This is a genomic window from Lysobacter sp. cf310 (assembly GCF_900114355.1).
In the GTDB taxonomy this organism is placed as follows: Bacteria; Pseudomonadota; Gammaproteobacteria; order Xanthomonadales; family Xanthomonadaceae; genus Lysobacter.
Genome location: NZ_FOSS01000003.1, coordinates 703,597 through 716,140, shown reverse-complemented (window position 1 = coordinate 716,140; position 12,544 = coordinate 703,597). Strand labels below are relative to the sequence as shown.

The window sequence follows — 12,544 nt, the reverse complement described above, 5'->3', positions numbered from 1 at the left end:
TCGCGGCTTACGCCGCTCCCACAGTCGGCAGCGCTAGCGCCCTATGGATATCGAGTCGTCGCTGGCGTCGGTGCGCAAGCCGCCGGAGCCGAGCGACGCGCAGATACCCACTATCGCCGTCGCCGCTTTGCGCGGTCGCGGCTCGCGCCGCTCCTACACAAGGCAACCGCGCCGTCCCTGTAGGAGCGGCGCAAGCCGCGACCGATTCCCGGCGGCCTCTGGAGGCTTGCGTCGAATCGATACCAACCGCACCACCCCTGTAGGAGCGGCGCAAGCCGCGACCGATTCCCGTCGGCCTCCGGAGGCTTGCGTCAATTCGATAACAACCACGCCACCCCTGTGGGAGCGGCGTCAGCCGCGATCGGTATCGAGTCGTCGCGGGCATCGGTGCGCACAGCCGCCGGAGCCGAGCGGCGCGCAGATGCCGACTATCGCCGTTGCCGCTTTGCGTGGTCGCGGCTTACGCCGCTCCTACCCCAAAGCAGCACGATCGCTTCGTGTAGGAGCGGCGTAAGCCGCGACCCCGATTCCGGTCGGCCCTAAGAGGCCGACATCAAGGCGATACCGGCCGTCCCCTCCCTGTGGGAGCGGCGTAAGCCGCGATGCGATCCAAAGCGACCCCCGAAACGACTGCGGCCGCGTCGAAACGCGGCCGCAGTGGGGGAGCCGGATCGCCCTGGTCTCAGCGGTTGCCACCGCCGCCGAGCAGACCGCCGCCGATCTTGAGCAGATCGCCCAGGCCGAGCTGGCCGTCGCCGTCCTGGTCCAGCACCGCGCCGAGCAGGCCGCCGGCGCCGCTGTCCTGCTGGATGCGCTCGCGTTCCTGGCCGAGCACGTTGCCCAGGGCCTGCGGCGAGGCCGCGGCCTGGCCGCCGCCGGAGAACATGCGCTGGGCCAGATACGACAGCACGATCGGGGCGAGGATCTTGAGCAGCGTGTTGGCCTGGCTGCCGCCGAGGCCGGTGGCCTGGCCCAGGCCCTGGGCGGCGGTTTCCTCGCGGCCGCCGAAGATGTGGCCGAGGATGCCGGCACCGTCGGTCTGCCGGCTGGGAGCGCCGCCGCCGAGCACCGCGCCCAGCACGCTGCCGATGTCCAAGCCGCTGGCGGCACCGGCGTGATCGCGCTGGAGCGCGCCGAACAGGGCCTCGGCGCCCTGCGGCTGGCTGGTGTTGCGGCCCAGCGCGCCCAGCAGCAGCGGCAGCGCCGCCGACACCGCGCCCGCGGTCTGCGACTGCGACAGCCCGAGCTGGTTGCTCATCTGCTCCAGCGGCTGGCCCTGAAGTTGGCGGAGGAGGTCGTCGGTCAAGCTCATGGGGGCGCGTCCTTTTGGCAGTTGGAAACCGATCCTAGCGCCGTTTCGCTCGACCGTGGTGACGACGGCGCGCCGCCGGTCCGGCGCCGCTGGCAAGCCCGCCGCAAGGCTTGCGCGACTTCGGCACGCATGATGTGCAGCGCTCCCTCCGGTAGGCGCGACGCGTCGCGCAGGCGGCGAGCGGCGATGCCGACGCATCCGGCAAGGCGGCCGCGTCATCGCAGGCCTCAGGATCCGGTTGAACCCGGGCCGCGTCGACCAAACCTAGCCCAGGCCGAGTCCGTCGACAGCGCGCCGCTACCCACGCAGCATGAGTAGGAACCCGATGACCGAATCGCCCGCAGCCCTGCACGACGACCCACACCGCCCCGACCCGGACACGGCCTTGCGTCCGTGGCGCCAGCACTGGGGCCTGCAGGCCGATGGCGCCGCCTTCGATACGCCGTCCAGCGCCTTGCAGCCGGTGCGCCATGCGGGTGCGCCGGCCATGCTGAAGCTCGCCTACGACCCCGAGGAGCGCTGGGGCGGCGTGCTGATGCGCTGGTGGGACGGCGACGGCGCGGCGCGCGTGCTCGCCAGCGAGGGCCACGTGCTGCTGATCGAGCGCGCGAGCGGCGGGGATTCGCTGCTGGCGATGGCCTCCGACGGCCGCGACGATCAGGCTTGCCGGATCCTGTGCGAGGTCGCGCGGCGTCTGCACGCGCGCACCGCCGCGCCGCCGGACGGCTTGCAGCCGCTGTCGACCTACTTCGACTCCCTGGCCCAGGCCGCGCGCGATCACGGTGGTCTGTATGCGCGCGCGTGGCGGATCGCGGACAGTCTGTTGCGGGCCACGGTCGATCCGGTTCCGCTGCACGGCGATCTGCACCACGAGAACGTGCTGGATTTCGGCCCGCAGCGCGGCTGGTTGGCGATCGATCCCAAACGCGTGATCGGCGATCGCGGTTACGACCACGCGACGATGTTCGGCGATCCACTGCAGTTGGGACGCGAACTGCCGCGCCGGCTGGAACGCCGCCTGCAGGTGGTCGCTGAGGCCAGCGGCCTGGCGCCCGCGCGCCTGCTGGCCTGGATCGCGGCGCAGCAGGGCGTGTCGGCGGCCTGGTACCTGGAGGACGACGAGGCCGAGCAGGCGCAGCTGCCCTTGTCGGTGCTCGCGGCGGCATTGGCCCTGGGCGCCGACCAACACAGCCACTAAGCGCGCAAAAAAAGGACCCGGCGATCGCTCGCCGGGCCAGCTGAGGTGCGCAGGGATTGCAGGGTTGCGCCGATGCCGGGGCCGCGCGCGCAGGACTGACGGCTGCGCGCGCGGGCCGGATCGGCCGTCGGTACCTCGGCGCCGGGCTCGCGCCCGACGCCGAGGCGTCCGGTGCTAGGCGAGATCGAAACGGTCCAGGTTCATCACCTTGGCCCAGGCCGCCACGAAGTCGTGGACCAGCTTCGCCTGCGCGTCCGAGCTGGCGTAGACCTCGGCCAGCGCGCGCAGCTGCGAATGCGAACCGAAGATCAGATCGGCGCGGGTCGCCGTCCACTTGAGCTCGCCGGTCTTGCGGTCGCGTCCTTCGAACACGTCCTTGGCATCGGAGACCGCCTTCCACTGCGTGCCCATGTCGAGCAGATTGACGAAGAAGTCGTTGCTCAGGGTGTCGGCGCGCTTGGTGAACACGCCGTGTTTGGTGTGGCCGACGTTGGTGTCGAGCACGCGCAGGCCGCCGATCAGCGCCGTCATCTCCGGCGCCGTCAGGGTCAGCAACTGCGCCTTGTCGACCAGCAACGCTTCGCTGGACACGTTGATCTTGCCCTTGAGGTAGTTGCGGAAGCCGTCGGCGATCGGTTCGAGCACAGCGAAGGAATGCTCGTCGGTCTGCGCCTGGCTGGCGTCGGTGCGGCCGGCGCTGAAGGGCACCTGGACCGCATGGCCGGCGTTCTTCGCCGCCTGTTCGACGCCGGCGTTGCCGGCCAGCACGATCAGATCGGCCAGCGAGACTTTCTTGCCGCCGGACTGGGCGGCGTTGAAATCGCGCTGGATGCCTTCCAGGGTCTGCAGCACCTTGGCCAGCTGCGCGGGCTGATTGGCTTCCCAATCCTTCTGCGGCGCCAGGCGGATGCGCGCGCCGTTGGCGCCGCCGCGCTTGTCCGAGCCTCGGAAGCTGGAGGCCGAAGCCCAGGCGGTGGACACCAACTGCGAGATCGGCACGCCGCTGGCCAGGATCTTGGCCTTGAGCGCCGCCGCGTCCTGATCGTCGATCAAGGCATGGTCGACCGCCGGCACCGGGTCCTGCCAGATCAGTTCTTCGGCCGGCACTTCGGGGCCGAGGTAGCGCGCGCGCGGGCCCATGTCGCGGTGGGTGAGCTTGAACCAGGCACGCGCGAACGCATCGGCGAACTGGTCCGGGTTTTCGAAGAAGCGCCGCGAGATCTTTTCGTAGGCGGGGTCCAAGCGCAGCGACAGGTCGGTGGTGAGCATGGTCGGCGCGCGACGCTTGTTGGCATCGAACGCGTCCGGAATCGTGCCCGCGCCCGCGCCGTCCTTCGCGACCCATTGGTGCGCGCCGGCCGGGCTCTTGCTGAGCTCCCATTCGAAACCGAACAGGTTGGCGAAGAACTCGTTGCTCCACTGGGTCGGCTTGCTGGTCCAGGTCACGTCCAGGCCGCTGGTGATCGCGTCGCCGGCGATGCCGCTGTTGAAGCTGCTGGCCCAGCCCAGGCCCTGCTGTTCGATGTCGCCGCCCTCGGGCTCGCGACCGACATGCGATTCGGGGCCGGCGCCGTGGGTCTTGCCGAAGGTGTGGCCGCCGGCGATCAGCGCGACGGTCTCTTCGTCGTCCATGGCCATGCGCGCGAAGGTGTCGCGGATGTCGCGCGCGGCCGCGACCGGGTCGGGATTGCCGTTCGGGCCCTGCGGATTGACGTAGATCAGGCCCATCTGCACGGCGCCCAGCGGATTCTCCAGATTGCGGTCGCCGCTGTAGCGCTGGTCGCCCAGCCAGGTGGTCTCGCTGCCCCAATACACTTCCTCGGGCTCCCACACGTCGGCGCGGCCGCCGGCGAAACCGAAGGTCTTGAAGCCCATCGATTCCAGCGCGACATTGCCGGTGAGGATCATCAGGTCGGCCCAGGAAATCTTGTTGCCGTACTTTTGCTTGATCGGCCACAGCAGGCGGCGCGCCTTGTCGAGGTTGCCGTTGTCCGGCCAGCTGTTGAGCGGCGCGAAGCGTTGTTGGCCGGCGCCGCCGCCGCCGCGGCCGTCGATGGTGCGGTAGGTGCCCGCGCTATGCCAGGCCATGCGGATGAACAAGGGGCCGTAGTGGCCGAAGTCGGCCGGCCACCATTCCTGCGAGTCGGTCATCAGCGCGGTGAGATCGCGCTTGAGCGCCGCCAGGTCGAGGGTCTTGAACGCCTTGGCGTAATCGAAGTCCGGGTCCATGGGATCGGAGGCCGGCGTTTGCTGGTGCAGGACCTTGAGGCTGACCTGATGCGGCCACCAATCTCGGTTCGACGTACCGCCGCCAGCGGTGTGATTGAACGGGCACTTCGCTTCGTTTGACATGGGTGCTTTGCCTCTTCGCTGTTGACGGTGCGGACGCAACGATTGGGTGGGTGGAAGCGCGTATGCCGATGCGCGAACGGATACGTCGAGGGTTCCGTTCGAACTTCGCTTAAGAATGTGTCGGCGTTTCGATCATTCGCTCGCCTTTGCTGAGGGGAGGGGAGTCGCAGGCGCCTTTGGACGATATGTCGGCCGGATACGCATGTGAAATCGATCCTTTCGACGTATTCGATAGGGATTGACTATGAATAGGGTGGGCGGCGCCGTCCCGGCACGGAACCGTAGGGCCTGCCTTATCGCCATGTGCCAGCGAACCGAGCGGAAAGCGCAGCTTTGAGTTTGTTTGTGCGCGCGAGCGCTGCGTTTCCTGTGCGCGGTCTCTAGCATCGTCCGGGCAGCGCCTGCTTGCGCGCCGCGTCAGGGACATTCGATCAACGGAGGATTGAAGATGAAGAGCGGCAAGATTCGCTGGGGCCTGTCGGCCGCATGGGGCCCGAACCGGCCGCTGCGCAGCGCGGGCAGCGTCGCGATGGATGCGGATGCGGCGGGGGCCGGGAGCTGGATCGAGCGCGCGCGCCGATACGGTTACGCCTTGGCGCTGAGCCTGGCGGGCGCGTTCCTGTCGGCCGCGCCGGCGCAGGCGCAGGTCTGGACCTTGAGCCCGGCGCAGCGGCAGAGCTACCTGCAGTACTACGCGCCGCTGATCCTGCAGCGCTCGGAAGAGAACGGCGGCAAACCCGGACGGGATTGGCTCAGCAACTACGATTTCGATCGCGACGGCAACTTCGCCAACAATCGCTACACCTGGGTGAACCTGCTGCCGCAATACGTCGCCGAGTCGGCCGCGGCCAGCGGCGCTTACAAGCACTGGCGCATCCGCCCGACCCTGTACACCTCGCTGGTGGAGTACACGGACGGCGCCGGAAAGGGCCTGATCCTGCTGTATCACGTCTATCACCCGGTGGATAAGAAGGGCAACGAGATCCACGATTGGGAGCGGGTCGAGATCGCCGTGCGCGGCGTGGGCGGCGTGGGCGGCGCGCCCGGAGCGGCCGGCGAATACGTCGGGCATGTCACCGTGACCAGCCACCACGATCACGTGATGCGCAGTGCCGGCAGCCCCGACCTGAACTTCATGAGCGTCGCCAGCGGCAAGCACGTCCTGCTGTGGCAGGCGGACGAGGACGGCGGCCTGGATCCGGGCGGCGCGACCGCCCACGAATTGCATTTCGTCCAGCACAGCTATGCGCAGATCCAATCCTGGGCGCAGACGGCGGGCAACGCGAAAGTCGACGTCAGCAACGACGGCGACAAGAAGGTGCACTACGTCTGGGTGCCGGAAACGTCCAGCGCAGCCGTCACCGCCTGGGGCGCGCAGCCGATCCACTACGGCAACGCGTCCGCGCTGGCCTCGCGCCAGGACGGCGACACGCCCTGGTATGCGGTCAAGCGCATCACCTACGAACTGCAGGACATCGCCGACGTCTTCCGCAGCCAGTGGGACGACGCGATGTGGCCGATCAGCTGGACCGCCGACTCCACCGAGGATGTGCTGCTGGAGACCGCGCTGCTGAACGAGGCCGGACAAGTCGACGTGCCGGCCGGATTGCGACGCTTCTACCTCGGCTCGCGCGACACCCAGTCTTCCAGTCTGACCGACGGACGCAACGGCGTGCTGGGCAAGGATTGGTTCATGGGCGCGTACTCGGCGGAGACGAACGCCGATATCGTGTCCGGCTCCGACAAGTTCAAAGGCTATGAAGGTGCGGGACGCGGCAGCGATGGGCGCAATCGCGCCGATGCCAGCGGCGACCTGGGCTCGCTGAACAACTACTGGCGGCAGCACGACTTCTTCGTGCATACCGGCGCGGTCGATACGCGCGAGCTCTACGAAGCCGGAACCTGGCTGACCGGGGCCTGGTACACGCCGGCCAACGGCGGGTTCGACGGGCGCTGGGCGCAGTTGTTCGACGATCGCGTCGCCTACGAATTCACGCTGCCCCTGAGCGTGGCGATCACCACCGCTGAATCCGCGTGCCGGGAGTACGTCATGTTCACCGCCACGGCCGCCGGTGGATCGCCGCCTTATCAGTACTCATGGTCGGGCAGCTTCGTTCCGGTCGCGGGCTCCACCCGCAACGTGCGCATGTACTGGCAGGACACCGCCACGGTGACGGTGACCTCCTCGGATGGGCAGAGCGTCTCCAAGACCCATACCTACCGGCGGGTGTGCCCTGGCGGCGGTAATCCCTAGCGCCGATTGCGCCGGTCGGAACCGCCACGCGCGATCGCGCGCGTGGCGGTTCAGGTCAACGCTTTGATCCGGTACAGCGCTTCCAGCGCCTGCTTCGGCGTCAGCTCGTCCGGATCCACCGCGGCCAGCGCGTCCAGCGCGGCCGAGGACGGCGCGAACAGGCCGAACTGCTGCGGCTGATCCAGCGCGGCCTGGGCGAAGGAGGGCGTGGGCGTGTCGCGGCCCTGCTGTTCGAGTTCGATCAGGCGTCCACGCGCCTGCTTGACCACCGACTTGGGCAGGCCCGCCAGCGCCGCGACCTGCAAGCCGAAGCTGCGGTCGGCGGGGCCGTCCTTGACCGCATGCATGAACACCAGTTGCTCGCCGTGCTCGACCGCGTCCAGATGCACGTTGGCGATGCCGCTGCCGGGCTCGGCCAGGGCGGTGAGTTCGAAGTAGTGGGTCGCGAACAAGGTGTAGGCGCGATTGTGCTGGGCCAGGTGGCGCGCGCAGGCCTCGGCCAGGGCCAGGCCGTCGTAGGTCGAGGTGCCGCGGCCGATCTCGTCCATCAGCACCAGCGATTGGTCGCTGGCGTGATGCAGGATGTAGCTGGTCTCGCTCATCTCGACCATGAAGGTGGACTGGCCGCGCGCGAGGTCGTCGCCGGCGCCGATGCGGGTCAGGATGCGATCGATGGGGCCCAGCACCGCGCGCGCGGCGGGCACGAAGCTGCCGATGTGGGCCAGCAGCACGATCAGCGCGTTCTGGCGCATGTAGGTCGACTTGCCGCCCATGTTGGGGCCGGTGATGACCAGCATGCGGCGGCCGTTGGCCTCGTCCAGGATCAGGTCATTGGGCTCGAAGGGCTCGCTGCGCACCGCCTCGACCACCGGGTGGCGGCCGCGTTCGATACGCAGGCCGGGCTCGTCGCGCAGTTCCGGCGGCGACCAGTCCAGGGCCTGTGCGCGTTCGGCGAAACCGCACAGCACGTCGAGCTCGGCCAGGGCGGCCGCGCAGCGCTTGAGCGGGGCCAGGCGTTCGTTGAGCGCATCCAGCAGGTGTTCGTAGAGCAGGCGTTCGCGGCTGAGCGAGCGCTCGCGCGCCGACAGCACCTTGTCCTCGAATTGCTTGAGTTCCTCGGTGATGTAGCGCTCGGCGTTGCTCAGGGTCTGGCGGCGGGTGTAGTGGGTCGGCGCCTTCTCGGCCTGGGCCTTGCTGACTTCCAGGTAGTAACCGTGGACGCGGTTGTAACCGACCTTGAGGGTGGGGATGCCGCTGGCGATGCGCTCGCGCGCTTCCAGGTCGACCAGGAACTGATCGGCGTTGGTCGACAGCGTGCGCAGTTCGTCGAGCTCGGCGTCGTAGCCGGACGCGAACACGCCGCCGTCGCGCGCCAGCACCGGCGGCTGCGGCACGATCGCCTCGGCCAGCAGCTGCGCGTGTTCGGCGTGCTCGCCCAGCTCGGCGGCCAGCTCGGCCAGCAGCGGCGCGTCCAGCGGCGCCAGCAGGCCGCGCACGTCGGGCAGCAGGGCCAGGCCGTCGCGCAGGGTCGACAGATCGCGCGGGCGCGCGCTGCGCAGGGCGATGCGCGAGAGGATGCGTTCGAGATCGCCAAGGGCGCGGAAGCGTTCGCGCACGCCGTCGCCGGCGCGCGAATCGATCAGGGTCGCCACCGCCTGGTGGCGCAGGCGCAGGGTGGGGCGGTCGCGCAGCGGGCGGTGCAGCCAGCGCCGCAGCAAGCGCCCGCCCATCGGCGTGACCGTGCTGTCGAGCACGCCCAGCAGGGTGGTGCGGCTGTCGCCATCGACGCGGCTGTCGAGTTCGAGGTGGCGGCGGGTCGCGGCGTTCATCGCGATCGCGCCGTCGCCGGATTCGATCGCGATCGAGGTCAGGTGCGGCAGGCGCTGCTTCTGGGTTTCCTCGACGTAGCCCAGCAGCGCGGCGGCCGCGGCGATCGCGAGCGGACGGTCCTCGAGGCCGAAGCCGCTGAGATCGTGCAGACCGAAGAAACGCAGCAGCTGGCGGCGGCCGCTGTCGACGTCGAACAGCCAGGGCGCGCGCCGGCGCAGGCCGCTGCGCTCGGACACGAACGGCGCCCAGCCGTCCTCGTCGGCGATCAGGGTTTCGGCCGGCTCCAGGCGCGCGAGCTCGGCTTCCAGCGCGTCCTCGCTGGCCACTTCGTTGACCAGGAAGCGGCCGCCGGCCAGGTCGGCCCAGGCGATGCCGTAGCCGTGCTTGCCGCGCGCGATGGTCAGCAGCAGGGTGTCGCGGCGTTCGTGCAACAGGGCCTCGTCGGTGACCGTGCCCGGGGTGACGATGCGCACCACCTTGCGCTCGACGATGCCCTTGGCCAGGGCCGGGTCGCCGATCTGCTCGCAGATCGCCACCGATTCGCCCAGCGCGACCAGGCGCGCCAGATAGCCCTCGGCCGAGTGGTGCGGCACGCCCGCCATCGGGATCGGCTGGCCGGCCGAATTGCCGCGTTGGGTCAGGGTGATGTCGAGCAGGCGCGCGGCTTTGCGGGCGTCGTCGTAGAACAGCTCGTAGAAGTCGCCCATGCGGAAGAACAGCAGCACGTCCGGGTGCTCGGCCTTGGCGGCGAAGAACTGCTTCATCAACGGGGTATGGCCGTCTACGGCCTTGCTATCGACGGCTTTGTCGCTGGAACGCATTGAAAATCCTGATGTTTTTATCCAGCCGCCGGGGCGGCGCGTGGCGTCGCGGCGGGCGGCCCAAAGCGACATGATCGCCGAATGGGGGCGTGGTTGGGGCTTCGGGCATGAATCGGGTGCGAATCCGGGCCTGCGCGGGCGCGAGCGGCCGCGAAGCGCCGGCCTTGCGCGGCGTGGGCTGGGGGGCGGACCGGCGGTGCGGCATAGCTGCGATGCGAACGACCGCGGGGCAGGGCCCGTTTGCGGCGCGCGCTGCGGCTTGCCGAAGTCGCGGCGAGCGCGCGCGCTGCGCGCTCACCGACCGACCAACAGCGCCGCGCGCGCCGCATACGTCCACGCGCTGTCCGGCCTGCAGGTTCGTCGCGTTTCGCGTCACAAAAAACACTGATCGCCCTGGGTGTCGCAGCGACGCGTCGTCGATCGACTGGCGGAATACGCGCATCGCGAACTGTGACGCCGCTTCGACGCGGCTCGCTCATCTGTGACGCGCGACCGCTCGAATGTGCGCAGTGCGCGCGGCGCAGCGCGGGATCGGCACCTAGGGTGGCGTCGCTTTCGAACCGCCGTATCGAGCTGCCCGCCGATGGCAAGCGCGGGCTCGCACGGCGGCACGCGGAAGGCACTTCTTCCCACCATTCCGAGGATAACGGTCATGCGCCCCAGCTTAGTCGCGATCGCTGTTTCGCTCTCCCTTGCCGCGCTGATGCCGGCGACATCGAACGCCAGTCAACCGAACGGCTCGGTGGTGCCCGGCACCGGTCATGGCGTGCATTACGGCACGCAGCCCATTCCCGTGCAGTACACCGCGGGCGTCGGCTACGAGCTCATCGACAACACCCGTAACGGCATCAGCAGCTCCGACGGCGGCGGCTTCAACCGGTACTACGCGACCTATCGCGGGCCGCAGCAGTTCGTCAGCGCCACCACCGCCTTCGGCGACGGCAGCGCGGCCACCCTGTCCAGCATGGGCGTCGACGCCTACTACGCGATGCAGCGCAGCTGGGACTACTTCAAGCAGGTCCACGCGCGCAACGGCCTGGACGCGAGCAACCGCAGGGCCACCGTGTACAGCCATGTCGTCGACCTGGCGCCGGGACGCAAGACGACCGGCTACGCGTACTGGTCCGGCACCACCGTGCTGCTCGGCATCGGCGATGCGGCCGCCGGCATCGAACCCCTGGCGACCCTGGACATCGTCGGCAGCATGTACGCGGCCAATATCGTCCACAACACCGATCCCGATCCCGGCAAGGGCGACAGCGCAGGCTTGCGCAGCTCGATCGCCGATGTCTTCGGCACCCTGATCGAATTCCATGCCGCTCACCTCAATGATCCCGGCGATTACGTGATCGGCGAGCTGGCTTATCCGGGCGGCCTGCGCCACATGTACCGCCAGAACCTGGACGGAAAATCCTTCGTCTGCTATCCGGCGCGCGGTTTCGATCCGAACGACGAATCCGCGGCTTACTCGGGCGAGTACACCTCGGGCATCGGCAATCGCGCGTTCTACCTGCTGGCCGAGGGGGCCAAGGCGCCGGCCGGCTCCGGCCTGAGCGCGGATCAATTGGTCTGCAACGGCGACACCGCGATCGTCGGTATCGGCCGCAACAAGGCCGGCGCGATCTGGTATCGCCTGGCCACCACCGAGAAGACCTCGCAGCTGACCTATCCGCAGGCGCGCGCGGCCACGATCCGGGCCGCCGAGGCGCTGTATGGCGTCAAATCGGCCGAAGCGCGCGCGGTCGCGCGCGCATGGTCGGCGGCCGGGGTGAAGTAAGCGCGGCGACACTGCGCTTGCGGGCAGTGCCGCAAAGCACGGGCGCGTGGCTCCTGTAGCGGGCCGCGCGATCCAGCTGCGCAGGCCTGGGGTGCGAGCGTCGCACCGCCGACGCTCGCCGCGCTGCGCGGCATTCCAGGGGCCGCATGCGCCGCGGGACCGCGTTGTGGTTGAAGTCATGCGCCAAAAACTCGCTGCCGCCGCGCTCCTGGCCTGCTCCTGGGCCGGCGGCGGTCTGGCTGCGCAGCCGGCATCGCAAGCGGCGGGCCGACCGGACCCGACGCCTGCGCCGGACGGTTCCGCCACGACGGCCGCGACCGAGGCCATCCGCGACGCGATCGCCGGTCCCTTGATCGACGCGATCTCGCTGCGCTTGGGCGGGCGCGCCGTCGAACTGCGTTTGGACCTCGTCGAGGTCCGGGCGATCGACGCCGACCAGCGCGCCATCCGCGGCAGCGGCGCCGCCCAGATCGTCGGCCGCCAGGATTGGATCGGCTTTCGCTTCGGCGTGCGCTACGACGTCCGCCTGCGCAGGTCGGGGCGCCCCGACATCGGCATCGACGCGGTCGCGGCGGGAGAGCGCGATGTTCCCAACGACCCGCGCCTGGTGCGACAACTCGAGACCATGCTGAGCGCGGATCTGGCCCAGGAGCTGCGCAAGCCGTCGGCCCAGCTCCGGCTCGACCGGGTCTCCAGCGTCGAAGACGACGGCCAGCGCCTGCGGATCGATGCGCTGGGCACGGTCTACCCCGATCCCTACGGCCCCGGCACGCCCTTGGCCGTCACCGCTCTCTACGATCGTCCCAGCCATGCCTGGCTGCGGCTCGAGTACCGCTCGGGCGACGATGCCGCAAGCGGCTTCCAGGACCGGCGAGCGTCGGCGCGTTGACGCGCTCAGGCTCGCGGCGCTCGCGTCGAATCGAAGCGCTGCGCGCCCGCGACGGCCGGAACGCCGCGATTCCTTCGTTGTTTCGGTCAAGCCAGCCCGTTTGGAGAGCGA

Annotated in this window: 7 protein-coding genes; 4 read left to right on the top strand and 3 right to left on the bottom strand. The window is 69.4% G+C overall.

Annotation, left to right across the window (positions count from 1 at the left end):
• Positions 1-682: 682 nt before the first annotated feature.
• Positions 683-1,312, bottom strand: coding sequence for a DUF937 domain-containing protein (locus BMZ45_RS14425; protein ID WP_091637207.1), 630 nt, complete (start codon positions 1,310-1,312; stop codon positions 683-685).
• Positions 1,313-1,637: 325 nt separating this feature from the next.
• Between BMZ45_RS14425 and BMZ45_RS14420 the strand changes: the two genes are divergently transcribed.
• Entirely contained in the window at positions 1,638-2,510 is an 873-nt protein-coding gene (locus BMZ45_RS14420) for an aminoglycoside phosphotransferase family protein (RefSeq protein ID WP_091637206.1), read from the top strand.
• Positions 2,511-2,684: 174 nt separating this feature from the next.
• Here BMZ45_RS14420 and katG read toward each other — a convergent pair whose 3' ends face one another.
• The gene (katG, locus tag BMZ45_RS14415; RefSeq protein WP_091637205.1) at positions 2,685-4,862 is read right to left on the bottom strand and encodes a catalase/peroxidase HPI; all 2,178 of its coding nucleotides are present in this window, start codon (positions 4,860-4,862) and stop codon (positions 2,685-2,687) included.
• 448 nt (positions 4,863-5,310) lie between these two features.
• On the opposite strand from katG, the gene BMZ45_RS14410 reads away from it, so the two are divergent.
• Positions 5,311-7,116, top strand: coding sequence for a SprB repeat-containing protein (locus BMZ45_RS14410; protein WP_175489074.1), 1,806 nt, complete (start codon positions 5,311-5,313; stop codon positions 7,114-7,116).
• 50 nt (positions 7,117-7,166) lie between these two features.
• Here the strand turns inward: BMZ45_RS14410 and mutS are convergent, their stop codons facing one another.
• On the bottom strand, positions 7,167-9,767 hold the full coding sequence (gene mutS, locus BMZ45_RS14405; protein WP_091637204.1) for a DNA mismatch repair protein MutS: 2,601 nt from the start codon (positions 9,765-9,767) through the stop codon (positions 7,167-7,169).
• 652 nt (positions 9,768-10,419) lie between these two features.
• Between mutS and BMZ45_RS14400 the strand changes: the two genes are divergently transcribed.
• A complete protein-coding gene (locus tag BMZ45_RS14400; protein ID WP_175489073.1) occupies positions 10,420-11,544 on the top strand; it encodes a M4 family metallopeptidase in 1,125 nt (374 codons plus the stop codon).
• 91 nt (positions 11,545-11,635) lie between these two features.
• Positions 11,636-12,433 (top strand): hypothetical protein, encoded by a 798-nt coding sequence (locus BMZ45_RS14395; protein WP_139215523.1) that lies wholly within the window; start codon positions 11,636-11,638, stop codon positions 12,431-12,433.
• Positions 12,434-12,544 lie beyond the last annotated feature (111 nt).